The 24690-nt window shown below is 48.4% G+C and carries 27 protein-coding genes; 9 read left to right on the forward strand and 18 right to left on the reverse strand.

Annotated elements, in window-relative coordinates; all coding sequences use genetic code 11:
- Positions 1-4: 4 nt before the first annotated feature.
- On the reverse strand, positions 5-1540 hold the full coding sequence (locus tag ASG81_RS25605) for a hypothetical protein (RefSeq protein WP_056641207.1): 1536 nt from the start codon (positions 1538-1540) through the stop codon (positions 5-7).
- A gap of 104 nt (positions 1541-1644) precedes the next feature.
- On the reverse strand, positions 1645-1935 hold the full coding sequence (locus tag ASG81_RS25610; RefSeq protein WP_056641211.1) for a YuiB family protein: 291 nt from the start codon (positions 1933-1935) through the stop codon (positions 1645-1647).
- A 164-nt stretch (positions 1936-2099) separates the two neighbouring features.
- Here ASG81_RS25610 and hemQ point away from each other — a divergent pair, with 164 nt between their 5' ends.
- The gene (gene hemQ / locus ASG81_RS25615; RefSeq protein ID WP_056641214.1) at positions 2100-2846 is read left to right on the forward strand and encodes a hydrogen peroxide-dependent heme synthase; all 747 of its coding nucleotides are present in this window, start codon (positions 2100-2102) and stop codon (positions 2844-2846) included.
- Between the two features lie 124 nt (positions 2847-2970).
- Here hemQ and ASG81_RS25620 read toward each other — a convergent pair whose 3' ends face one another.
- Both ASG81_RS25620 and ASG81_RS25625 read right to left on the reverse strand, forming a co-directional pair.
- Positions 2971-3237: a hypothetical protein gene (locus ASG81_RS25620; RefSeq protein WP_056641217.1), complete on the reverse strand. Its 267-nt coding sequence runs from the start codon at positions 3235-3237 to the stop codon at positions 2971-2973.
- Complete coding sequence (locus tag ASG81_RS25625; protein ID WP_056641220.1) at positions 3237-4430, reverse strand: NAD(P)/FAD-dependent oxidoreductase; 1194 nt, start codon at positions 4428-4430, stop codon at positions 3237-3239. The genes ASG81_RS25620 and ASG81_RS25625 overlap by 1 nt, the downstream gene beginning before the upstream one ends.
- Before the next feature lie 333 nt (positions 4431-4763).
- Between ASG81_RS25625 and ASG81_RS25630 the strand changes: the two genes are divergently transcribed.
- Positions 4764-5765 carry an NAD(P)/FAD-dependent oxidoreductase gene (locus tag ASG81_RS25630; RefSeq protein ID WP_056641223.1) on the forward strand — a complete coding sequence of 334 codons (1002 nt, stop codon included), beginning with the start codon at positions 4764-4766 and terminating at the stop codon, positions 5763-5765.
- A 381-nt stretch (positions 5766-6146) separates the two neighbouring features.
- Here the strand turns inward: ASG81_RS25630 and sda are convergent, their stop codons facing one another.
- The 6 genes from sda to ASG81_RS25655 all read right to left on the reverse strand — a co-directional run bounded on the left by sda (position 6147) and on the right by ASG81_RS25655 (position 11387).
- On the reverse strand, positions 6147-6290 hold the full coding sequence (gene sda / locus ASG81_RS30360) for a sporulation histidine kinase inhibitor Sda (protein WP_081417587.1): 144 nt from the start codon (positions 6288-6290) through the stop codon (positions 6147-6149).
- A gap of 348 nt (positions 6291-6638) precedes the next feature.
- Entirely contained in the window at positions 6639-7310 is a 672-nt protein-coding gene (locus tag ASG81_RS25635; RefSeq protein WP_081417588.1) for a YheC/YheD family protein, read from the reverse strand.
- A 114-nt stretch (positions 7311-7424) separates the two neighbouring features.
- Positions 7425-7679 (reverse strand): DUF2269 family protein, encoded by a 255-nt coding sequence (locus ASG81_RS25640; protein WP_056641229.1) that lies wholly within the window; start codon positions 7677-7679, stop codon positions 7425-7427.
- Positions 7680-7682: 3 nt separating this feature from the next.
- Complete coding sequence (locus ASG81_RS25645) at positions 7683-8114, reverse strand: hypothetical protein (protein WP_162255069.1); 432 nt, start codon at positions 8112-8114, stop codon at positions 7683-7685.
- A gap of 120 nt (positions 8115-8234) precedes the next feature.
- On the reverse strand, positions 8235-10409 hold the full coding sequence (locus ASG81_RS25650; RefSeq protein ID WP_056641235.1) for a DNA topoisomerase III: 2175 nt from the start codon (positions 10407-10409) through the stop codon (positions 8235-8237).
- Between the two features lie 66 nt (positions 10410-10475).
- Positions 10476-11387: a hypothetical protein gene (locus ASG81_RS25655; protein ID WP_056641238.1), complete on the reverse strand. Its 912-nt coding sequence runs from the start codon at positions 11385-11387 to the stop codon at positions 10476-10478.
- Positions 11388-11592: 205 nt separating this feature from the next.
- On the opposite strand from ASG81_RS25655, the gene ASG81_RS25660 reads away from it, so the two are divergent.
- The gene (locus ASG81_RS25660) at positions 11593-12741 is read left to right on the forward strand and encodes a metallophosphoesterase (RefSeq protein ID WP_056641241.1); all 1149 of its coding nucleotides are present in this window, start codon (positions 11593-11595) and stop codon (positions 12739-12741) included.
- Between the two features lie 16 nt (positions 12742-12757).
- Here the strand turns inward: ASG81_RS25660 and ASG81_RS25665 are convergent, their stop codons facing one another.
- Together ASG81_RS25665 and ASG81_RS25670 are read right to left on the reverse strand one after the other, a co-directional pair.
- A complete protein-coding gene (locus tag ASG81_RS25665) occupies positions 12758-13075 on the reverse strand; it encodes a low molecular weight protein tyrosine phosphatase family protein (RefSeq protein WP_056641705.1) in 318 nt (105 codons plus the stop codon).
- A gap of 14 nt (positions 13076-13089) precedes the next feature.
- Complete coding sequence (locus tag ASG81_RS25670) at positions 13090-14325, reverse strand: helix-turn-helix domain-containing protein (protein ID WP_056641244.1); 1236 nt, start codon at positions 14323-14325, stop codon at positions 13090-13092.
- Positions 14326-14488: 163 nt separating this feature from the next.
- Between ASG81_RS25670 and ASG81_RS25675 the strand changes: the two genes are divergently transcribed.
- Complete coding sequence (locus ASG81_RS25675) at positions 14489-16765, forward strand: beta-glucosidase family protein (RefSeq protein ID WP_056641247.1); 2277 nt, start codon at positions 14489-14491, stop codon at positions 16763-16765.
- Between the two features lie 78 nt (positions 16766-16843).
- Here the strand turns inward: ASG81_RS25675 and ASG81_RS25680 are convergent, their stop codons facing one another.
- Positions 16844-17260 (reverse strand): VOC family protein, encoded by a 417-nt coding sequence (locus ASG81_RS25680; protein ID WP_056641250.1) that lies wholly within the window; start codon positions 17258-17260, stop codon positions 16844-16846.
- Positions 17261-17433: 173 nt separating this feature from the next.
- Entirely contained in the window at positions 17434-17691 is a 258-nt protein-coding gene (locus ASG81_RS25685; RefSeq protein WP_056641708.1) for a DUF7667 family protein, read from the reverse strand.
- A gap of 171 nt (positions 17692-17862) precedes the next feature.
- On the opposite strand from ASG81_RS25685, the gene ASG81_RS25690 reads away from it, so the two are divergent.
- On the forward strand, positions 17863-18627 hold the full coding sequence (locus tag ASG81_RS25690) for an FG-GAP repeat domain-containing protein (protein WP_056641253.1): 765 nt from the start codon (positions 17863-17865) through the stop codon (positions 18625-18627).
- Positions 18628-18727: 100 nt separating this feature from the next.
- Positions 18728-19147, forward strand: coding sequence for a collagen-like protein (locus ASG81_RS30365; RefSeq protein WP_155971948.1), 420 nt, complete (start codon positions 18728-18730; stop codon positions 19145-19147).
- A gap of 422 nt (positions 19148-19569) precedes the next feature.
- Here the strand turns inward: ASG81_RS30365 and erpA are convergent, their stop codons facing one another.
- A complete protein-coding gene (gene erpA, locus ASG81_RS25705) occupies positions 19570-19932 on the reverse strand; it encodes an iron-sulfur cluster insertion protein ErpA (RefSeq protein WP_056641263.1) in 363 nt (120 codons plus the stop codon).
- Positions 19933-20177: 245 nt separating this feature from the next.
- Here erpA and mqnE point away from each other — a divergent pair, with 245 nt between their 5' ends.
- Positions 20178-21281 carry an aminofutalosine synthase MqnE gene (gene mqnE / locus ASG81_RS25710; RefSeq protein ID WP_056641266.1) on the forward strand — a complete coding sequence of 368 codons (1104 nt, stop codon included), beginning with the start codon at positions 20178-20180 and terminating at the stop codon, positions 21279-21281.
- Positions 21282-21344: 63 nt separating this feature from the next.
- Positions 21345-22412, forward strand: coding sequence for an NAD(P)/FAD-dependent oxidoreductase (locus ASG81_RS25715; RefSeq protein ID WP_056641269.1), 1068 nt, complete (start codon positions 21345-21347; stop codon positions 22410-22412).
- An 8-nt stretch (positions 22413-22420) separates the two neighbouring features.
- Here the strand turns inward: ASG81_RS25715 and ASG81_RS25720 are convergent, their stop codons facing one another.
- Positions 22421-22681: a YuzB family protein gene (locus tag ASG81_RS25720; RefSeq protein WP_056641711.1), complete on the reverse strand. Its 261-nt coding sequence runs from the start codon at positions 22679-22681 to the stop codon at positions 22421-22423.
- A gap of 98 nt (positions 22682-22779) precedes the next feature.
- On the opposite strand from ASG81_RS25720, the gene ASG81_RS25725 reads away from it, so the two are divergent.
- Positions 22780-23025: a NifU family protein gene (locus tag ASG81_RS25725; protein WP_056641273.1), complete on the forward strand. Its 246-nt coding sequence runs from the start codon at positions 22780-22782 to the stop codon at positions 23023-23025.
- 114 nt (positions 23026-23139) lie between these two features.
- On the opposite strand, the gene ASG81_RS25730 is transcribed toward ASG81_RS25725, so the two are convergent.
- Both ASG81_RS25730 and ASG81_RS25735 read right to left on the reverse strand, forming a co-directional pair.
- A complete protein-coding gene (locus ASG81_RS25730) occupies positions 23140-23922 on the reverse strand; it encodes an SDR family oxidoreductase (protein WP_056641277.1) in 783 nt (260 codons plus the stop codon).
- A gap of 19 nt (positions 23923-23941) precedes the next feature.
- Positions 23942-24655 (reverse strand): Cthe_2314 family HEPN domain-containing protein, encoded by a 714-nt coding sequence (locus ASG81_RS25735; RefSeq protein WP_056641280.1) that lies wholly within the window; start codon positions 24653-24655, stop codon positions 23942-23944.
- Between the last annotated feature and the right edge of the window lie 35 nt (positions 24656-24690).

Here is a 24690-nt window from a genome sequence, read left to right on the forward strand (position 1 = left end):
GTTTCTATGATTTACCGTCTAATTTACGCGCCAGCTTGCGCAGCTCCTCTAGCTCGTCAGCCGAGACCGCCGAAGCGGACTGACCCTCCTGCACGATCGGGATCGAAGGCTTGCGCGAGGTTCCACGGCTGTTGCCCCCGCTTCGAGCACCGTTCTTGGCGCCGTTATAGCCTCCACCGGTATAGCTCGCCGCCGCTTCCTTGCGGCGTTCCTTATCCTGTTCCACCTGTGCTTGCTCACGAACATATAATACTGCTTTCTCGAATGTATCGATTTGTTTAACGAGCATATTCGATGCTACCGCATCCAAAAACGTCTTCGTTACCCGCTGTGCATCGTTAGCCCCTATAACATAATGAATGAGTACGTTTATTACCGGTGCCGCTAATTTATAATTAAGATCAATCCGTTCAAATACCCGCTCTATCCAATCCGGTACCGCGCCCGGAAAAAAGCGCTGCAAAAACCGGGTATGCGGTTCATTCCTCATCAGCATGTTATACTGCTGAACATCGCAGCGGCCAACAAGCTGGTTCGGTACCTGCAAATAATGCTGCTCCTGTACCTCGTATTCCTCCGTCAATTCATCCGGTTCAACCGGCTCCTCGCCTGCGATCATTTGCGTGCGCGACAGCGTGCGCTGCCGCTCTCCCTCCCGCTTCTTATCCTGGCGGTATAATTGATTGGCACGCAGCTGAAGCTCATCGACATTGAGCACGCCGCCCTCGCTGAAAATACCGTCTTCATCAAGCAAGCGGCATATATCGACTACTGCTAAGTTGTATTTGTACGCGACATAATTCACCTGAGAAAGCTGCTCCTCATCGCTCCGCAGACGCTCCACAAACCGGCGGTTCGCTGAATTGCGGGGGAAGCGCAAAATAATTTCCCCATAAGGAATACCTGCCGTCGCCTGTGCGGGTCTCGCAGCGGATTGCCGGGAAGGCGCGACCTCTGTCAGCGCTTGTTCGAGCTCATTATCTACCGACTGCATATTAAGCTTAAACAGCTCGTAGAACGGAACCGATATGTTCTCTTTCGTTAATTGCGCGCCTGCCAGCTCATCCGGTTCGTTTGCACCAAACGATTCACGAAGCGATATTACCGCATATTTGCCAACTTTATCGCGCAGCAGCATCGTCAAATGCATGTTGCGAAAAAACTCTGCAGGTGTTAACGGCTCCGAAAGCTCGTATTCATAAATAACATCTGCATTGTCGGGTACGCCTAGCCGCGATGTCTGCAGCAGACCGACTGCTTCCAGCTTAGAAGCCTGCTCGATCAAATGCTTGCGTCCGCGCTCGTTCATCTCCAGCCCGAGCCCAAGAAACAGCTTGCGCTGCGGTTCTAACGAAGAATAGCCGGAGCGCCCTTCAGCAATCCCATGATAAAGCAGCTGGTAAAATGCGACAGAAAAAGCGCCAATCATCGGCTGATAGATTAGCGAAAGCATTTTATAATCCAGACTGCTTAGCGAAAAATCACGAAATATGTAATAGCGATGATGTTCCGTGAACTGCAATATATTATTGATGCGCACTGCATCAGCTCCATCCTTACTTTCATTCTATTATTTTAGCATAAAAACAGCTGCTTCGGACGAGTCGAAAAATAGAAAAATCCCCCGATAGAGGGATTTTTCTATTAAAACATTTTGTAGCCGCCCTTGCGCAGCGCTTGGATTGCCCAGCCGCTTACATAAGCGCCGATGAGCGCCCCGATTACCGGTATGTAATCAATAACCGTGTAATGGACAAAGTTTTCTATCGTTGCAGTCGCTGACTTGTCCCAAGGCGCCCATATGCCTAGCGGTATCAGTACGAGAATAAACAAATATATCGGAAACCATGTTGTTTTTAACAACATATTCAAAATAAAGCCAATACCGAACATCATGACTAAAAACAGCACCGTCGCTATCATCAATTGAAGCATCCATACTTCCCCTTTCAGACTCTCGTTTAATAGTTTAATTAATGGACAGATGGAAGTCAATTAGCTGCGGACAAATGTCACAAGACCGCCATTTGCTCACCCTGCCATGATTACGATACAATGATTGCAGCATCATTATGGGACTTGAAAGGGGCATTTATTCAATGAGTGAAGCAGCACAAACATTAGAAGGCTGGTACTCGCTGCATGATTTCCGCAGCATTGACTGGACCGCTTGGCGCTTAGCCGATGAAAGTGAACGCAGCCGCGCGCTTGACGAGCTGCAATCCTTTTTGCAGCAATGGGCTGCGGTTGAGGAAAATAAACAAGGCAGCACTGCTTTATATGCAATCGTTGGCCAAAAGGCTGACTTCGTATTCATGCACCTGCGCGAGACGCTGGATGAGCTGAACGCGATCGAGACGGCATTCAACAAAACGACGTTCGCAAGCTTCACCTATCCGGTGCATTCCTATGTAAGCGTAGTGGAGCTCAGCAATTATATGGCGCAGCCAGGCACTGATCCGATGCAAAATCCGGATATCATTGCCAGACTGAAGCCAACACTGCCGAAAGCGAATCATATCTGCTTCTATCCGATGAACAAACGCCGCGACGGCCAAGATAACTGGTATATGCTCGGCATGGATGAGCGTAAAACGCTTATGCGCAGCCACGGCATGATCGGCCGTCAATACGCCGGAAAAGTGAAGCAAATTATTACCGGCTCTGTCGGCTTCGACAACTGGGAATGGGGCGTTACGCTATTCGCCGACGATGCGCTTCAATTCAAGAAGCTGATTTACGAAATGCGCTTTGATGAAGTGAGCGCGCGCTATGCGGAATTCGGTGACTTCTACGTCGGCAACCTTCTGAACAGCGAGAAATTCGCAGCATTGCTTAAGCTGTAAAAAACAAGACAGTCCAAGCCACTCAATCGGCTCGGACTGTCTTTTTGTATTGCATGCTGCAAAAAAAAAAGCCTTCGCTCTTGGGCAGCCTATGATGCTGTCCCAAAAGCGAAAGCCTTTTAAATCAGTTATCGTCCTCTTCGTCCTCTTCATCTAAGCCGAGGCGCTTTGCTTCCAAATACTCCTGGGTCGCACGGTCACGCGCCCTGCCTTTGTCCTTCAAGCGCTCGATCGCCGGCTGTATGAGCAGATCAACTTCCTTTTGCACCGTATAGGCCAAGTCGTACCGCGTTTGCGATTCCAGGAAGGAACCAACCTCCATTAATGCGTTGTAACGATCCAGTTCGTCTCTCGTCAGCAAGCCGCGGACTTGTACGCTGCAGTGTCTCATTATAGGAATTTCCCTTTACGAAGAACGAGCGGAATGCCGCCGATAATGAACAGGTAACGAAGGTCGATCGCTTTTTTCAACCAAGCCGCAACGCGGCCTTTATATTTTTTGCCGAATGCGATACCGATTGCCTCTCCTTTGCCAAGCGATGCTACTGTTCCTTTATTGCTGAACGTGAAGCCCTTAGGAGGCTGATTGCGAATCGAAGCGACAAGGTTATGCGCACATACTACGCCTTGCTGCATTGCGATTTGAGCAGTCGGCGGGTATGGACGGCCTTCCGGGTTAAACATCAGCGAGTTATCACCTACGATATAGATGTTATCATTGCCTGGAACACGTAGAAACTCATCGACCTTTACGCGGCCGCGCATCGTTTCGAAGCCTGCTTCTTCAATTAGACGGTTACCGCGAATACCGCCGGTCCAAATGACAGTAGCCGATTTGATTTCTTCGCCTTCGCCGACAATTACGCCCTCTGGCGAGCATTCCTTGATAGCTGTGCCAATGCGGAACGTAACGCCTTTCTTCGTCAATACGTCCATGCCGTATTCAACGAGCTCAGGATCAAAGCCAGGAAGCGCCGTAGGAGCCGCTTCAATATTATAAATTTTCACAAGCGCCGGATCTACATCAAATTGCTTGCACAGCTCCGGAATACGGTCGGAAAGCTCGCCGACGAACTCAATGCCTGTGAAGCCTGCGCCGCCGACAACGAACGTCAAATAATCCGTACGGTGAGGCTCGCGTTTGTAGCGGGCGAATTGATACTCAATATGTTCACGGATCAAACGAACCGAGTTAATGCTGCGGATGTTCATAGCATGTTCGCCTAGACCCGGGATACCAAAAGTTTCCGGCTCGCCGCCAAGGCCGATAACCAAATAATCGTATGACAGCGTACCGTCTTCAAGAATAACTTTTTTATCCTGCGGACGAATTTGAACAACTGTCGATTTGACGAAATCAATTTTAAATTCATCAATCAATTTAGAAATGCTCACACGGGCATTTTCCGGATTGTCCGTTCCTGCTGCCGGCATATGGAGATGTGTCGTAATGTAGTGGTAATCATGTTTATTCACTAAAGTGACGTCAGCTTCATTGTAATTTAATTCTTTTTGCAAACGAAGCGCGGTCAAAACACCGCCGTACCCTGCGCCAAGAATAACGATTTTAGGTATGTTGCTCATCGCTTAATCCCATCCATTCCTCTTATCTTTGTATTTTAAACATTGTGAAAAATTACACAAGCCAAACCGAGTATTTATTAATGATAAGTTCAGTGTGTTCTATTTAAAGCGGTTTTATCATTGAATCGCTTACTAATGAGCGATAACTTTCACCGCCCTTCGCAACCAGTCCCGTGCATAACATACATCAGAAATTTTACATAGTTTTCAGTAAAAGTTCAAGGGCAATTTGTACGAAATTGTTTAGAGCTGTATACAAATTAATTATTTCCTTCTTCTTCATTGAAAGTTTATAATAAAAAACGTAAAGCTTAAAATGTGGAGGTGGCTATCTTGTCTAACCTTAAAACAGCCGTAAACCCCGTCGATATAATAATCATCGGTGGAGGGCCTGCGGGATTGTTCGCTGCTTTCTATGGCGGTATGCGCCAAGCATCAGTGAAACTGATTGAAAGCATGCCCCAGCTAGGCGGTCAGCTTGCAGCGCTTTACCCAGAAAAATATATTTACGACGTTGCCGGATTTCCTAAGGTGACGGCTCAAGAGCTGGTTGACCGGTTGACGGAGCAGCTCAATCATTTCAAACCGGAGATCTGTCTGGAGGAGAAGGTTACAAATGTCATCAAACATGACGAGCGCCTCTTTGAAATTATAACAGACAAAGCCACACATTTTTCTAAAGCGGTAATTATTACAGCGGGAGTTGGCGCATTTGAACCGCGTCGGTTAGAACTGCCTGAAGCCGCTCAATTCGAGAAAAAAAATCTTCATTATTTTGTAGGTGATTTGCAGCGCTTTCAGGGGCAAAGGGTGCTCATTAGCGGTGGAGGTGACTCTGCTGTGGACTGGTCGCTTATGCTGGAAGCCATTGCCGAGAGTGTGACGCTTATTCATCGCCGCGATAAATTCCGAGCGCATGAGCATAGCGTGGAGAATCTGATAAAATCCAAGGTGAACGTGCTAACGCCGGTTGAGCTTGCAGCGCTTCATGGTGATGAGAGCATTACTAAAGTTACGCTATCGAATGTTAAAACGAAAGAAACGACCGAACTGGATGTCGATGCCGTAATTGTAAACTTTGGCTTCATCTCTTCTCTCGGCCCGATCGCGGAATGGGGTATCGATATTCAAGGCGGCTCTATTATCGTGGACACCCGGATGGAGACGAATATACCGGGCATCTTCGCCGCAGGCGACGTTACAACCTATCCCGGCAAGCTTAAACTTATTGCAGTAGGCTTCGGCGAGGCGCCAACCGCCATTAACAATGCAAAGGTATACGTTGATCCGAGCGCCAAGCTGTCGCCTGGACACAGCAGCAACATGAAGCTTTAAAATTTATCATTTTAAAATGTTAACAAAAGGGTATCCTAACCTTGGCTCATTCATTTCATGCACCTATCGCATTCAAATGCAAGGTGTGCCGAGGAGGATACCCTTATGTTTTGTCCTGTCTGTAACGGAATTCAATCTTTGCATATACGCTGCTCCTCTTGCGCTGGCGCAATTGTTGATTGCGGTCGATTATCTGATCTAACAGGTCCCTATGCTCCCTATGCGCAGATCGAAGACGAACCGCTTCTAAGTGGTGATGTGTATTTGCAAAATAATTCAGCTTGCAAGCATCTTTTATATTGCTCGACCTGTAACGAAGCAACAGAGGTTTCCGTTACGGAATGGTAATCATGTTGAAAAGACTGCAAGTTACGACAGGATTTAAGCGGTAATTTTGAAGACTTCCGGATTAAGACGTCTTCGCTTCATTTCGACCGTTAACATCCGAATAAATTCCGGCTCTAATTCAAAATGAATCGCTGCATAATAAGTGTCTACTAACATTTCGTCAGACAGTAGCTCCATACTACACACCCTTTCTTCCATCCTTTGGTTAATTCTTACTCATAGTAGCATGGCACTATTAGAAGGACAACAGCTCCTCTTATACACAAGATGTTGTGGATACGGTGTGAATAGCATGTGTATATACAATGAACGATAAGCAAAATAGGGGGGGGATAATGTGGATATAGTTATCCACAGGCCCATCTGTCAGCAAATCTATAAAAAACTTTAATCGTTTTCTATGAATCTATTAATGGAATATATAACCTTATCGCTTACTTTCAATAGAATCGGACGATTTCATTAGCAAATAGAAGGGCTGTCCCTCAAGGTCAATGACCTTTCGGAACAGCCCTTCCAGCACATTTATTGCGGCTTCGTATTTACCTCGAATATCCAAATCTTCCCCTGCTTATCGATGCCGTAGTCAAAACCAAGCTGCCCGATACCGGGATATCTCGATTCCAGCACGGCGGTTGACCATACGGTAAGCTTACGCATCTTGTCCTTCTTTGCTGATACAAGCGATGCTGACAATGACCGGCTAATACCATGCGCTGCTGTAACCATTGTTCCTCCCCGGCATAAATTTGTTACGAACAGTCCGGGTCTCGCTATTCGGCCGACCATTGAACGGTATACCCAGCCGGATTTCGTCTTGACATACTTCACGCGGTAATCGATCGGTCTGCCATTTACTGTAGCTAAATAAATGCCTTTTTGAATCATATATGCTCGACCTTTGCGTTGTTTATGAAGCGCAGCCAGCAGCGCTGCAAAACTAGCAAACCGTTTCGTCTTTGAATAATACATATAGGCATATCCTTCGCCGTTACGCCAAACCTTAATGACGCCATGGCCGCCCGTGCCAACCACTGGCTTCACGACTACCATATGATGTGTATCCAGCATGCTACTTAGATGGTTAGCCGTAAATCTGCTTGTAGGAGGAATATGCGGTGCAATGCTATGATGCGACAGCAGAGCCGCCGTCTTGGCCCATTTGTCCGCAATTCGCCTTCCATAATGTTCACCCAACGATTCCTGTCTCCTTTCCTGTCGCTTCTTCCATAGCATATGATGGAGAGCTATCTGTCTCTTGGATGAATGACAGAGGTTAGGAGCCTTTATTTACTAGCATCGTTGCGAGATTTAGCCGCTCGCTCCGACGGGAACCACCAAGGAATAGCCATAATCAAGAGCCGTTAATATACCGAACACCACAAGAAACACGATGCCTGGAATGGTAAAGATATAATCGGCACGCATAATGCTTTGCGCCATATGATGCAGCGGCTCCGGCGCGCTGCTGCGGTCCTGCCTTATTTTCCAAAAGGCGGTCGTAATGATGTTCCCGAGAAATAAAACTGCCCCAAGCACATGCAAAAATAAAAATATACGTCCCATAAATCAACGGCCTCCTCCTTGCAAAATAAGAAGCATAAATTGATAAAAATCTTCCTTCTCGAAGGAGCGCGCGGGCGACGAGCCAGCCTCGGCCAACATGATGTTGCGAATGCACATGCCGTAAGACAGCATGACGAACTGCTCCGCTGCCTTGCGCGCATCAACGGTTCGATCGATGACGCCTTCGCGTTGTCCGGTCTCAATCCAATAAAGCGATACAGACGTGGAGCGTTCGTGAAATTGCTGCAGCACGACTGCAATTCCCGGCTTATCCTTCTGGCTGAGCAAATAGGTCAAAATTTGATTGGCAACGCTGTCCTTCTGCTGAAGCTGAACCAGCCCTTCGGCAATAGCAAGCAGCGGGCCAGTCAAGTTGCTGCTTTGCTCCACCGCAAGGTGAAAGGATGCATTAATGACTTCCAGCTGCGAAGCCATTATTAGTTCTCCAATATACAGACCGTCGGTCGGTTTGTAAACAAAATTTTCCAGCTGCCTTTGCACAGCAAAAAACCGGCAGGCCGCCATCTCTGGCTCTGCTTGCCGGTTTCTCCTTAATTACTTGCCTGATTGTTTCTCCAGCGCTGCCTTCAGCTTGTCCGCCAAGCTGTTTGACATCGTCGAATTATCGCTGTATTGCTCGATAAGCTTCTGGTTCTGCTTTCGGCCCACTTTGCCGCTCTGCTTGTCGCCAAGCATTTCGATGACATTACAAGGCCTGCACTGCGCATACTTGCCTGCTTTGCCGTCTTTCATTTCCATTTTCTTATGGCATTGCGGACAGCGCTTGTTGGAAAGCGCAGGCTCCGCTGCACGCCGATAGCCGCATTCGCGATCAGAGCAAACGAGCGATTTGCCGCGCTTGCCGTTAATTTCGAGCAAAGGCTTCTCGCAATCCGGACAGCGGGAATGCGTCAGGTTATGCGGCTTGTATTCCTTCGTCTCCGCAATGACCTCGGATACCCATTTCTTCGCTTGCTCGCGCACACCCTTCATAAAGGCTGCCGGATCGCCCTTGCCCTTCGCAATCCGCTCCAGCTCCTGTTCCCACCTGGCAGTCAAATCAGGGCTTCTGAGCTCGTTAACGACCAGCTCGATAAGCTGTTTGCCTTTTCCCGTCGGCATCAGCTTGTTTTGCGTACGTGTAATGGTGTCCGTGCCCAGCAGCTTTTCAATAATATCGGCGCGCGTTGCAGGCGTACCCAGGCTATGCTTCTCCATCCGGGTAAGCAGCGTCGCTTCCGTATACCGTGCAGGCGGCAGCGTTCGCAGCTCCCGTACTTTTTCCTGCTTGATAGGCAGCGCCTGTCCCAACTGAAGCGGAGGAAGAAGCTGCGCCGGCTGGCGGTCGGCTTTGCCTTGTCCAGAGCCGCTGCCTTCGCTCTCATCGTCTTCCTCCTCATCTTGGCCGGAAGCATACGAATCGGACTGATAAATTTCCTTCCAGCCCTTTTCCTTCTCGATTTTTCCCTTCGCATAAAGCAGGTCCCTGCCTGCCGCCAGTACGACGCTCGTCTCGTCATACCGGTAAGGACCATAAAACAAAGCGATAAACCGCCTTACGATAAGATCGTACAGCTTGCGCTCATCACTGCTTAATGCCCCCAAATTAACAAATTGCTCGGTTGGAATAATAGCGTGATGATCCGTTACCTTGCTGTCATCGACGATCCTTTTCGTAATGGGAAGCTGCATCCGAACCAGCTTTCGTGCCAGCTGCGCATAGGGGCCGATGGCGATGCTCTCCAAACGGCCCTTCAGGGTGGGCACCATGTCACTGGACAAATATCTCGAATCCGTACGCGGATAGGTAACAAGCTTATGCTGCTCGTACAGCTTCTGAAGAACGTTGGATGTTTGCTTAGCCGAGAAGCCAAGCCGTTTGTTCGCATCCCGCTGCAGCTCGGTCAGATCGTACGCCTGAGGATGAGGCTCCGATTTCTCGACGGTGCGAAGCTTGTCAACCTTCGCATTCCCCCTTTGAATTCGGGCAGCTGTCGCATCGGCTTCAGCACGGTCCCACACCCTTCCGTCATGCGCTTCCTGCTCTCTCCAAAGCGCCGTGAACGATCCAAACTCGGCTGTTACATGCCAATAAGGCTGCGATTGAAACGATTGTATTTCCTGCTCCCGCTCCATCAGCATCGCGAGTGTAGGTGTTTGCACCCGGCCTGCGGCCAACTGCGCATTATATTTCGTCGTTAATGCTCTTGTTACATTCAAGCCGATCAGCCAGTCAGCTTCGGCGCGGCAAACAGCCGAAGCATACAAATTATTATAGTCCTTACCGGGCTTTAGACTGCTGAAGCCATCCTTAATCGCCTTATCCGTCTGGGACGAAATCCAAAGCCGCTTGAAGGGCTTGCGCCAATGGACAAGCTCCATGATCCAGCGTGCCACGAGTTCTCCTTCCCGGCCGGCATCGGTAGCGATAATAAGCTCGCTAATATCCTGCCGCTTGCAAAGCTGAGCTACCGCGCGGAATTGCTGCGACGTTTCCTTCATCACCTTCAAGTTCATTTTCGGCGGAAGCAGCGGCAGGTCCTCCAAATTCCAGGTCTTATATTTCGGATCGTATTCCTCCGGTTCTGCCAGCGTCACCAAATGACCCAGCGCCCAGGTTACGACATAGGTAGAGCCTTCCATATAGCCTTTATGCTTCTGTCCGCAGCCGAGCACGCGGGCAATTTCTTTCGCCACGCTCGGCTTCTCCGCCAATACCAGCGATTTCATTTACGTTGTTCGCTCCATTTCATATCGATGCCATTTTTGCTTCCAGAAAAGAAAGCGCATCATTCACTATGACGAAACGATACCATAGGCTCGCAGCCTGCGCAACGCCTCAAGCGTCAGCACGCCTTTCCATTCCTGCTGGGCCTGCGGCCAAACGTCCTCGTACTGTCCCCAGCTCCAAGGCGGCGACCAAGCTCCATCCGCCTGCTGCTTCGTCAGCAAATGTCCCAAATAGAGCTTCGCGCTTTCGCTGAGCTGACTATAATAGATCGAGCTTGGAGATTCCGCCACCTGTATCGGAGTGAGGCAATAGCCGTTCCATTCCCCTGGACTCGTCGTCACGCAATTTTCCACCATTTCATCCAGCGCCGGTCTAACCTTGCTCAGTACCGCTCGCGGCACGAGCTCCGCAAAGCGCAAGCAGCAAAGCAGCTCATGAAAATCTTTCCGCAATGAGGTTTCATTAATATAAGTAATCGCGTGCTGCGTCAGCTCATCCAGCAGGCCCGCGGGTACAAGCTCCGAGTATCGATAAAAGCAGCCAACGATCTCTATTGCCGGATTTCCCCAGCCGTTATGACCCGCATTATAATTCCACCAGGGAGCGCGCGGCGCCGTGTCGACCTCAGGAGGCACAATGTCCCAGCCGGCCTTCTGTGAAGTGTTGTATGCAGCTATTAGATATTGTATGGCCCCTTGGACAAGCAGAGATTCGGGACCGGCTTTGAGGTATAACAGATTTTGAAGAGCAACCGTCGTTGCAAGCGCAGAGGATGCGGCAGCCCGTAAATCCGGCTCTAACGCATTGCCAAATCCGCCATCCGCATTCCGATAAGCTGAAAGCTCCCTGATTACATCCTCAGCCGGGCCTCCTTCGAATTCAAAGGCATACATCGTTTTTTCAAGCGGCCTTGCCGACTCCTTCAAAAATCGAACCGCTTGCTCCAACTGCTCCTTCTTCATAACCGGAATTCCCATTACAATTTCCTCCTCGCATAATCGGAAATTACTGCTGGCTGCCTGACTCTTCTGTATCCATTTCCCATATTTTCTATCCTATATAAATCTATCACCTTTAGCAATCCATTCCTGCTAGTGTTGCGTTTTTTGCTGCTAGAATCCCGGTGTGATATAGTAAGTTTCAGCTTATAGAAAGCAGATGATGAGCCAAGGAGCGTTGATAATGAAGCTGCGTTTTATTGCTATTATTTTTTGTATCCTACTCGTATACAGCAGTATTTCCTTCTATATCGGTTGGAATGGCTGGCTGTTCTTATCTACTCTATTGACATGGGAAAATGCGGGCTGGTATACGATCTTCTCCAGCATCATAGCTTATGCGTATTTCATCGGCCGGCTCGCCTACCGCAACCCGCTTAAACCGGCAGCTGAGGCGCTGAAGCTGATCGGCTCCTACTGGTTTGCCGTACTGGAATACGCCGTGATCATTTTGCCGCCTGCCAATGTCGCTTCACTCATCTTAAAAGCGGCGGGCGCAGATAAGCCGGTTTATATCATTGCCGTAGGATGCATCACCATTCTTCTAATGGCCATACTCCTCATCCGCGGCAGCTGGAATGCATGGAGCCCGATTATACGAACCTATCACGTTCAAGTACCGAAGCCGGCTGGAAAAATGAAAAAGCTGCGAATTGCAATGGCATCCGACCTTCATTTGGGCACAATTGTCGGCAACAGGCATTTGAAACGCTTGGTGAACAAGGTGGAGCAAATCAAGCCGGATCTTATTTTGCTTCCCGGCGACATTTTGGACGATGACATTGAGCCTTTTCTTCGCAAAAATATGTCCAAGGTGCTTGGTAAGCTGAAAGCACCATTAGGCGTATTCGCCGTAACCGGCAATCATGAATACATCGGCAGAAAGGTGCCGGAATTTATTGCCGCAATGGATGCGATCGGCATTCGCGTCCTCATGGACGAGGCTGCGCTAGTGGAGGACAGCTTCTACGTCATCGGCCGCAAGGACAAAGCGTCCGCGGGCTTCGGCGCAGATAGCAGGCTCTCCATCCACGAGCTGGTCGCACCGCTCGACCAGTCACGACCGCTCATTATGCTCGACCATCAGCCGTCCGATATCACGAAAGCAGCCGAGAACGGCATTGACATTTCCGTATCCGGCCACACCCATCGCGGTCAAATGATGCCAAATCATCTCATTACAAGAAGATTGTTCGAGCTCGACTGGGGCTATTTAAAAAAAGGCGGGCTGCATGCTATCGTCTCATCCGGCTTCGGCACCTGGGGCCCCCCCGTGCGGATCGGCAGCCGCTCTGAGGTAATTCATATCGAGATCGAGTTCGTTCACGCATGAAGGTTGTACGAACGTGTTAAATATATGAATCTACGCCCGACTGCAGCAGACCGATCAGATCTTCGTTCATATATTCAAATTCATCCGGTATATGAAGGCAAATGAGCTTTTTGCCAATAAGGGCATCGCTATATTTATGATGAAGCCTTCGAACATGCTTTTTTTCCATAGCAAAAATAATGTCAGCCCAGCCAATATGCCCTTCCGTTACCTTAATGCGGGCATTTTCTTCCGTCCCCGCCGACCTTACCTCATGGCCGCCTACGCCTTGGAAAATCGTTTCGGCCGTTAAGCTGCGCCACTTGTTTCGGCTGCAAATAAATAATAGATTAATTAGCTTCACTCTCCTTAATAGGAACGAAACTGCTTCGGCGTTACGCCGGTCAGTTTTTTGAATATTTTTGTGAAATGGCTCTGATCATAAAAGTTAAGCCGCGCGCAAATCTCGGACAGTGAGAGCTCGGAGGCGGTCAGCAGCTTCTTCGCTTCCTCAACCTTTTCGCGCATGATATAGCTGTGGATCGGAATTCCAACCTCTTTCTTGAACAGCTGCGATAAATAATTTGCATTTAACCTTACCTTTTCCGCAAGCGTTGCCACCGTTAACTCCTCGTAAATATGGTTATAAATATATTTCTGACACTCGGCGACCACTCGTGAATACTTTTCGGACCGGCTTTGCTTGACTCGCTCGGCAAAAGCGATCATCGCCTCGGTCCGGTGCTTTACGACGCTTTGAATGTCCGTTAGCTCCTCCATGTGCTGAATGTACAAATCACTCATCGTATAGGCGATCTCCGAATGGAGCCCGCCTTCCATCGCCGCGCGCGTCGCAAGCGTTATTCCGGCTATCGCAATATTTTTTTGGCTTCGTAAATAACTGCTTTTGGACAAAATACCGAGGTTTTTGGGATCAAAGTTCGCCAACTCCCGCAGCTTCTCCGTCCTTCCCTCCTTAATGCTTTGAAAAAGCTGCTTTTCCAGTTCAACGTCATGATGGAGCGCTGTCGTTTCCCGTTGATCGGATAAATTTTTGTCTATATGCCGCTCAAACCGCACATGCTCATCTTCTGAAAAAAGTGCTCTGTGATGGAGAACATCCAGCGTATTCAGCTCTTTGCCGTAAATGAGGTAATACAATAGTACGCTTGCATGCAGCAGCTTAAACCCGCTAATGATCGGCAATGAACAATAATAATCACGCGCTGCTTCCTTCAGGTTGGCCGGCACGTTGTAATCATTCAAAAATCCCGTAATCGCATCAACGGAAATATCCGAATACGCAGACGGCCCAAAAATGACATAGCCTACCCGCATCTTCTCCCGCTCTATACGGACAATGACATAGTTCTCCAGCTCGTTCAGGCTCTGAATAAGCGGATAATTGAGCTCGGCAGCCTCTATATTCAGCTGCACTAACGATTCCCGAAGGGTTGAATGGAGCGGATTAGCTGCGTGTGCTTCGCCGCCTGACCCTGATAGCAGCTCCAACTGAGCATTTACAAATTGAGCATTGACTTGAAAATTGTTGTACATCAACCTGCATATCGCGGTAATTTGCTCATCCGATGCAGCATGTTCCATTACTACTCTCCTCCCATCCACAGCATTTTATGGCCCTCGATATCCAATAAAGAATTTATACTATTTATCTATGTATTTTACCATAACTCCTCTTTTTTATCGTTTAAAATAAGCTTACACCAGCAATGAAAGCGTTATTAATAGGTTGAAGGGAGCTTGTACGATGACTAGAAATATCAAGCAAATCGTATCACAACTGACACTTGAGGAAAAAGCCGGGCTATGCTCAGGCCTTAACTTCTGGCATACGAAGGGCGTAGAGAGGCTCGGCATCCCATCCGTTATGGTAACGGACGGACCGCATGGTCTCCGTAAGCAAAGCGGAAGCAGCGATCATCTCGGACTGCTCGACAGCGTTCCGGCAACATGTTTTCCTTCTGCGGCGGGACTTGCGTGCTCGTGGGACGTTCAGCTTGTGAGTGAGGTCGGTGTGGCGCTCGGCGAAGAATGCCAGGCGGAGGACGTAGCCGTTCTGCTCGGACCTGGAGCTAACATTAAACGGTCGCCGCTATGCGGAAGAAATTTCGAATATTTTTCTGAGGACCCTTATTTATCCTCGGAAATGGCCGCTGCCCATATCAACGGCGTTCAAAGCCAAGGCATCGGTACCTCGCTAAAGCATTTCGCTGTCAATAACCAGGAGCATCGCCGCATGACAACCGATGCGGTCGTAGATGAGCGTACGCTGCGGGAAATTTATTTGGCCAGCTTCGAAGGGGCGGTTATCAAAGGCCAGCCGTGGACGGTCATGTCCTCCTACAATCAAGTAAACGGCGCATTCGCCTCCGAGAACAGCCGTCTTCTTACCGAAATATTGAAGGAAGAGTGGGGTCATGAAGGTTTTGTCGTATCTGACTGGGGCGCAGTCAATGAGCGTGTCGCCGGCTTAGCGGCAGGCCTTGAGCTGGAGATGCCGTCCAGCAACGGTTCGGGAGACCGAAAAATCGTAGAAGCCGTCCAGAATGGCAAATTGTCAGAAGAAACGCTGAGCAATGCGGTGGAACGGATTTTGACGGTTGTATTTAAAGCAGTGGACAACAAGAAAGAGAATGCGGTATACGATGCGGACGCCCATCATCAGCTGGCAACGAAGGTAGCGGCTGAGAGCATGGTGCTGCTCAAAAACGAGCAAGCTATCCTGCCGCTTCCGAAGAGCGGCTCGATCGCCGTAATCGGCGCGTTCGCTAATGCGCCCAGGTACCAAGGCGGCGGCAGCTCCCATATTAAGCCGACGAAGCTCGATAACACGCTAGCGGAAATTACGCGCACAGCCGGAGCCGCGGCGCAAGTATCCTATGCGCAAGGCTATCGTCTCGACAACGATGACCAAGATGAGCAGCTGCTTCAAGAAGCGAAGGATAAAGCCGGCACTGCTGACGTAGTCGTATTGTTCATCGGCTTGCCCGATCGCTATGAGTCGGAAGGTTATGATCGCCAGCATCTGAACATTCCGGGCAACCAGCTTGCGCTTATTGAAGCGGTAGCGGAAGTGCAGAGCAATCTCGTCGTTGTACTGAGTAACGGGTCTCCAATCGTGATGCCATGGCTTGGCAAAGCCAAAGCGGTGCTTGAAGGCTACTTGGGCGGTCAAGCTGTCGGCGGCGCTATCGCAGCTTTGTTATTCGGAGATGCAAATCCGTCAGGCAAACTGGCTGAGACGTTTCCGGTTAAGCTCAGCGATAATCCTTCATTCTTGAACTTCCCGGGCGAAGGCGACAAAGTCGAATATAAGGAAGGCGTGTTTGTCGGCTACCGCTATTACGATACGAAGGAAATCGAGCCGCTCTTTCCATTCGGCTACGGACTCAGCTATACGACCTTCGCTTATCGTAATCTGAAGGTCTGCCAAACGGAGCTTACGGATCAAGATACCGTTACTGTCAGCGTAGATGTACGGAATACAGGCACTGTAGCGGGCAAAGAAATCATACAGCTATACGTAAGGGATTCGATCAGCACCGTTAACCGTCCATCCAAGGAGCTGAAGGGCTTCGCCAAGGTTGAGCTGCAGCCGGGCGAGGAGCAGACGGTAACCTTTGAACTGGGCAAACGTGCCTTCGCATACTATAATGTTGATTTGAAGGATTGGCATGTAGAGACAGGCGAGTTCGAAATTTTAGTAGGCGCTTCTTCACGTGATATCGTGGACAGCGTATCGGTGAATGTAATTTCTACCGTAAGTATTCGCAAGCCGGTAACATTGAATACAACGTTCGGTGATTTGCTGGGCGATCCGGAGCGCGCAATCATCGCTAATGGCATGCTTCAGAAATTTTCTGAGGGCAGCGGCATGATGAGCTCTCTAATGGAGGATGCTCCGGAGATGATGACGGCCATGCTGAACTTTATGCCGCTTCGAGCGCTCGCCATGTTCAGCCAAGGCTCCATATCAGAGGAAGCCATCGAGGGTATCATTGCGCAGATGAATGAAGTGAAATAAATTGTACAGCAAATAAGGCAAATAAGCTGCCCGGCAGGTCTATATAGACTTGCTGGGACAGCTTTTTTTATAACTAGCTTAAGTTGGATTGACCGTACTCGGATCCATATAGAAAATTTCCCAAAGATGCCCGTCAATATCCTGAAAGCCCCATCCGTACATAAAACCATGGTCAATTGCATCTTTGGAATGTGTACCGCCAGCATCCAATGCCTTATTGACAAACTCATCCACTTGCTCTCTGTTCTCAGCAGATATGGCCAAGATCACCTCGGATGTATTTGTTGTATCGGAAATTTCTTTTTGAATGAACGTTTTGAAATAGTCTTCTACCAGCAGCATCGCAAATATATTTTCGCCGATAATCATACATGTTGCATTCTCATCCGTAAATTGCGGGTTAAACTCAAATCCTAGCTTTGTAAAAAACGCGACAGATTTATTCAAATCTTTAACCGGTAAATTCACAAAAATATTAGCGGACTTAAATCCCATTACCTATCACCTCATCATAAGAATGTCATGCCCACGATTTCCAGCTCTTTAGAGCTTTAATTAATCGATATCTCTATTCTAGCATTTAAACGATACAAACATTTCTTTTCGATTGCTATATTTAAGTAAATCACATGCTACAGCTTTAAGCCGCAGCACCTCAGTCCTTCCTCTCATTGTTCAAAAAAAGATGGCCGACTGCTTTCATACATTCTCTCCAGCTTGTCGATTTCGCCCGATACTTCATGAAGCCAATCCCAATCGTTTGTCATGCTCGCCATCAATCCGAAATTATATTGCTCGGCCAGTCTTTGCGCATATTTGGCGTTCAGCCTCATGCAGGAGTTCATTTCGGAACATTCAAGCTCCGTTAAACTCCTGTTCTGCTGCAGCAGCCACAGCTCTGCAAGACGCCAGTGTATATTCATCATAGCAATCATTCCAATCGGTTAATAAATACATTCCTTTTTATTCTCTCCTAATCTCTATAAATATAGTCCCATAAGTAAAAAAACGCAGCTAGGCTTCCACACAATCAAATCAGCGTACATCTGCATAGGTATAGACAGGAGCATAGTTACTTCACGCCTGGAGGAATGGTTATGAACTCGTTTTTCCATACGCATAGGAATCAGCAAAATCCCTCTTCCCGGGATCATTATTTGCTCGACATGAAGCAAGGCGATGTAAACGGAGACGGTATACCCGATCTTGTTTACTTATTCGGACATAAACCTGATGGACCATCCGGAATATTTGCCGATCAAATTACGCTTGTGATCCATGATGGATATTCCCAGCAGCATAAAGTCGTTCCTTTGCAATACAATACCGGATACAATGCGGGGTTGTTCTTAGGCGACTTCGATCAAAATAAAATTGCCGACATCTTAGTGAGCTTCGACTCCGGAGGAAGCGGCGGATACGGTACCTTCTACATTTACTCCTATGCCGGTCATGTGCTTCGCAAAATATTCGATTCTGAAATCTATAATCAAAACAACTCTTTCCGTGTCCAATATGAAGATATGTACAAGGCAGCGGTATCAAGCTCCCAGCTTGATGTGCTGTTTACGATAGACATAAGCAACAAAGGCTATTCCTATTTTTCTGCCTATTACAACGAAGACGGAAAGCTAATGAAGCCCGCACAAGGCGAGGTCCTCGCTCTTGCGGCAGTAAACCCGATTGTGACAAATGAAAACCGGACATCCTTTGATTTGCTTGCCCTGCAGCGCATCATCGGCACCACAAACGCTGATACATTAGGCTATGTCGAAAATCTTCTGACTTGGGACGGAAGCAAGTTTATTTCATCCACGCTTTCGGTTGCCATACCTGGAATGAAGCCCATTTCGCATGTCTAACCAATTATGGAATTGAAAACTTTTAAAATCGGATGGCCCACTCCTTATTCTGCCCTTCAGCATAAAATGCTTTAGCCCAAATAATAAGGAGTGATATTGCATGGCATTTATGCCCCCATTTGGTCCACCGGGACCGTTTGGACCTTTCGGACCACAGGGACCTCAAGGACCACAGGGATCCTTAGGACCGTTTGGACCTTTCGGACCTCAAGGACCGCAAGGACCTCAAGGACCTCAAGGACCGCAAGGACCTCAGGGACCGCAGGGAATGGGGCCGACAGCCCCTCCACCACAATTCATACCGCAGCAGCCCGCTGTTATGCCGTTAGCCGTTGATCCGGGAGCCATTTCCGGCTGTCTCTTTCGCAACACTTATGTTTGGCTCTCAAATGGTCAAAACTTTTGGTTTTTTCCCGTATTTGTTGGACGCACGTCCATTGCAGGCTTTCGATGGTTTGGAAGATCTTGGGGATATATCGGAATCGATTTGCGACATATCAACTCCTTCACCTGCTTTTAAAACATTTCTTATTAAAAAAAGCGGCTTCCCCCTCATTGCTGAGGCGGAAGCCGCTTTAATTCGTGCTAGGCGGAAATGCTAATGACAATGAAAAAAGGAGCCCTTTAACAGGCTCCTCTTTCGACGGTGTTTGATCGTTTGAGTCTCTTGAAATCTAACACTTCACATTGTTAAGATTACTTGGGCACCGCTTTTCACTTTCCGGTTTTAAGCGGATCGTTACAGCGTGTGTGTTCAGAGTAGCTCTGCGACACAACCCCTCGCTTTCATAAAAGCTAAGTGATTAAATAAGTTCCTCCTGTAGCCCTAGCACCAAATGGTCCAATGGAACCACACCTCTCTTCACACCGTCCACACTATCTTGCACATTTTTCGAGGTGCTTATACACCATCCTTAGAAAAATTTTCGGGATGGTTTACTCTTAGCACTCGCCGGCAGCAGCAGGCTTGCCTGCATCCGCAGCCGTACGGAATGACGATCCGCACCCGCATGTAGCGCTGGCGTTAGGATTTTCGATGGTGAAGCCTCCGCCCATTGCAGATTCCTTAAAATCGATAACGAGTCCATGCAAATATTTGATGCTGTCTTCGTCTACGACAACCTTTAGGCCGTTCATATCGAGCTCCTTGTCGCCTTCGTGCTGCTCATCGTCAAAGCCCATGCCGTATGAAAAGCCGCTGCAGCCGCCTTCCTTGACGCCAATGCGCAGGAATAGTTCAGGGCCGCCCTCTTCCGCGAGCATTTCTTTTATTTTGTCAGATGCTATATCACTAATTGTGATCATGCTACATCCCTCCATTTATCCTTCTAATCGGTACTGCTGAATTTCACTTACTTATTTGTAGTATACTCCAGTTTGTTCGCTTGCTCAAGAGAAGCATGCCTACAAGCTGATTTCCCAGTATATGGATTGTGAAATACTTTTCTTATTGCTCATGCTACGTGTGAGGTTTATAATAGTTACAGCTTCTTAATCGGAAAAAGAAAGTTATTTTTTTCACAAACTATTTATATCGAGGAGGCTCAGCTATGAACGTCGTAATACCGACAGAAGATACACATATGCAGCACATTATTGAAAAAGTGCGTCATGGACAACGTTTAACCCTTGAAGATGGCGTTTTCTTATATCAATCAGATGATCTGCTTACGATTGGACAGCTGGCAAACGAAGTCGCCATGCGTAAAAATGGCAAAAAGGTTTATTTTATTGAGAATATGAGTCTTTACTTCACGAACGTGTGCGAAGCCCACTGCGCTTTCTGTAACTTCCGTAAGGACGAAGGCGATGAAGGCTCCTATACGCTGAGCGGACAGCAAATGATCGAATATGTTGAGAAGCATTTCCATGCCGGCATTCGCGAATTCCATATCGTTGGCGGACATAATCCGAATGTCCCCTTCCAGTATTATGTAGATTCGCTTAAAGCGCTGAAGGACCGCTTTCCTGAGGTTACACTAAAAGCCTATACCGCTGCAGAAATCGACTTTTTCTCGCGCATCAGCGGGCTGACTTACCGTGAAGTGCTGCAGGAGCTAATGAAGGTAGGCTTGCAGTCGCTCACTGGCGGCGGTGCCGAAATTTTATCCGATCATTACCGAAAAAAAATGCGCGTGGACAAAGCCGATGTCACGCAATATTTGCAGGTTCACCGGACTGCGCATGACCTTGGCCTTCGGACGCATACGACGATGCTGTACGGTTCGATCGAAACGAAAGAGGACCGCATTCGCCACATGATGCATATTCGCGAGCTGCAGGATGAGACGAACGGCTTCCTTGTTTTCATTCCGCTTTCGATGCAGCCCATCAATCCAAGAGCCGGCATTCGCCGCCGCAACTCTGCATTCGAGGACTTAAAGACGATTGCGATCAGCCGTTTGATGCTCGATAACTTCCCGCATATTAAAGCTTACTTTATTAATATTGGCGTACAGCTGACGCAGGTCGCTTTGACGATGGGAGCGTCGGATGCGCATGGTACGATCGTGAAGGAAAAAATAAGCCATGCTGCAGGCGCCTTAACACCGGAAGGCATTACCCGCGAGGACTTGATTTGGCTTATTAAAGGCGCAGGCCGAATTCCTGTTGAACGTGATACATTTTACAATGAAATTAAAGTGTATGAATGAGTAATCAACAGCACGAAAGCACAAAATAGCTTTATCATATAGAGGTGTGGAGTTGGAAACCAGATGAGAAAACTTATTATTTTGGGCGGAGGCTATGGCGGTCTTGCCATTGCGGACGAGCTATTAGAGAAACAATTGCCAATCGATGTCTCCATCGTATTGATTGACCGGATGCCGTTTCAAGGCTTAAAGACGGAATATTACGCGCTTGCCGCCGGCACGGTTTCGGATTTAGAGCTGCGTGTCAAATTTCCGGTTGATCCGAGAATTTCTTTGACATACGGCGAGGTTTTGGAAGTCGATATGGAGATGAAGCTCGTCCATCTCGAAGGTCAGGAGCCGATTGAATATGAATGGCTCGTTATCGGCCTTGGCTGCACGGATAAATACCATGGAATCGAGGGTGCTGAGCAGTTCTCAACAAGCATTCAAACGTTTTCGGCAGCTAGACGTACCTATGCACAGCTGAATGACGTTAAACCTTACGGTCAAGTAACGATCGTAGGAGGCGGGTTAAGCGGCGTCGAGGTTGCAGCCGAGCTGCGTGAGAGCCGTCCTGATTTGAATATTCGAATATTGGACCGCGGACCTAGCGTACTCTCTGCTTTCCCGGGTAAGCTTCAAGCATTTGTTGCAGAATGGTTCGAGGAGCATCAGGTTGAAATGCGGGGTCATGTCGGTTTAACAAAGGTAGAGGGCGGCATTTTGCATGATTGCAATAGTTCGACGCTTATCTATACGGATGTAACAGTATGGACGGCAGGCATCCAGCCTGTACCGCTTGTGCAGCGCATGAATTTGCCTAAGGACAATCAAGGCAGACTGGTTATAAATGAATACCATCAGCTGCCTGACTATACCGAAGTGTTTGTCGTTGGGGACTGCGCAGCGCTGCCGCTCTCCCCGAGCGGTCAAGCTGCAGGCGCCCAAGGCAAGCAAATCGCCGAGGTGCTTCAAGCGATCTGGCATGATAAGACACCGAGAGTCGGCAAGCTTAAGCTAAAGGGTGTACTCGGCTCGCTCGGCAAAAAAAGCGGCTTTGGGCTTATGGGCGGCACACCCATTATGGGACGTGTACCGCGCCTCGTGAAAAGCGGCGTGCTCTGGCGCTCTAAGCGGCATCTTGGTTAGCGCATTGCCTACAGGTCGTCCAGCAGCTTATCCAGCGCTTCATTATCCGCTTGCTGCTGCTCGATCGCTTTTAAAATATTGTCATAAAGCTCGTCTGCCGATTCAGCAGATACGATAGCGCCATCCACTAAAGCGAATGGATTCAAATAACATTCGCCGCAATTGCCTAAGCAGCCATATTCGGCTACTTCGTATGCATTATTTTGCTCGAATAATTTCATTATCCGGTCAGTGCCGTGATGCATATTGGACGCACAAAACTCAATCATTGGTTTAAACACTTTGCTTCACCTAACTTTACTCAGTTACTATCCATTTTCAATTGCTTCACTTTGTACTATAATAGGATAGAAAGGAGATGATTGCAATGAGTGAACAAACACAAGAAACTATGTACGATGAAGTGTTGGACGTACTCGATAAGCTTCGTCCGTTTTTGCAGCGCGACGGCGGCGACGTTGAGTTGGTTGATGTTGAGGGCGGAATCATCAAGCTTCGACTAATGGGTGCATGCGGAAGCTGCCCAAGCTCGACGATCACGCTTAAAGCGGGTATTGAACGCGCTCTTCTTGAAGAAGTTGAAGGTGTAATCGAAGTCGTTCAAGTATTCTAAAAAATAGATGAGCGAACCAATCACCTTTACGTTAGAATGACGAAGAGTCTTATCGGAAGCAAGGAGCTAAGCTCCCTGCTGCCCGATAAGACTCTTTTTTTGGCGCATTTGCAGTTAGAACATTCCCTTAATATTGGCAACAATCGGATCGAAGCCGCCCGTAACGTCGATCACGTTGCCGGTCAAAAAATTCGACTTCATGCCGCAGAGAAAAATCACCACGCGCGCCACATCCTCGCCCGCACCCGGGCGGCCGATTGGCGATTCATTATCATACTCTTCTTCTACCTCTGCAATCGACTTCTCCTTGTTCATGCCGCGAATATCGCCTGGACCGATTAAATTGACCGTAATGCCGTGCGGAGCCTCTTCAACGGCCAATGACTTCGTGAATGACACTAGCCCCGTCTTCGCCGCAGCATAAACCGCCCGATGCGGCCATGCTCTAGCTTCTCCCGCGTGGCCGAAGCCGAAATGGATAATGCGTCCCCATTTCCGCTCGCGCATTCCCGGCAGCAGTCGATGATCAAGCAGCATAACACCTAATAAATTGCCGTGCAGCAGCCTAATGATCGTCTCTTCATCATATTCGCTGAATAACCGGCGTTTGCGGACGAAAGGTCCCGCGTTATTGATAAGAATATCAACGCCTCCTGCCCATCGCTCCGCTTCGTCAGCAAGCTTGGCCGCGCCTTCAGTCGTTGCGATATCGGCCTGCACCGTAATCGCCTTCACACCCAGCTGCTCGATCTGCGCCTTTACCTGATGCGCTTCAAACTCGCTCTCGTAGTAATTAATGACAACATTGCAGCCTTGCTCAGCGAGCTGAAGCGCCGTTCGTTTACCAAGTCCCTTCGCGCTGCCTGTTACTAACGCTGTTTTGCCCTTGAGCCCCACAAGTTTTCCCCCCTCGGGATTATGGTTGCTTGTTTCGCATTAATCCGCATGCGTATTGAAACGTGAACAGAAGCGATTCCATCGCAAGGTATAGGCCCTGCGTCAAATCAGCTGATTGTTCCGCAATATTTTCCAATCGGACCTCTTCACCGTACATGCGGTTGCTTTGAATTAAATCATCCTGCATTTCTGAGTTCATGTAATGAATTTCCGTATTTCTTCGTTTGCGGAGTCTGTTGAGCGGCTCCTTATACTTCTCCTTCGCATGGTTCAGCTTCCACATCAGCACAGTATGAGCCTGCTTGTCCCGCATATTGCGCAAAACGGTAAAATAGGAGAAATGGGGCTTGATCCTCTCAGTTCTCATATCAAGAAGTTCATTTAGCAGCGTGCCAAGCTTATCCAGCAGGGAGAAGACCCGGATAAAGGCATTCTTATCGAAGTAGGTATACCGATTATAATGGATTCGTTCCTCATCTGTCATTTGCTTAACTGAGGAGGAAGTAATTTTGTGTTGAAAATGAAGCGCGACGTAGTGGCTTTGCTCAAGCTCATCGAGGGATGAGCGAAGGCCTAGCGTCCATATTTCATATTTACGAAGCTTTTGAACGTTATCTTCGCCTGCCGCCATTTTTTTGTTCAGGATGGCAACGAACTGATCCATTAAACGGAACGTTTCTGCAAGGATCCCTTCTGCTTCTCTCTGAGGCTCATCAAACAGGAAACGCAGCATAATCGAACAGCCCCTTCCAAAAAAAAGAATAACGA

Origin of the sequence: Paenibacillus sp. Soil522 (assembly GCF_001428245.1) — a bacterium.
Taxonomy (GTDB): Bacteria; Bacillota; Bacilli; order Paenibacillales; family Paenibacillaceae; genus Pristimantibacillus.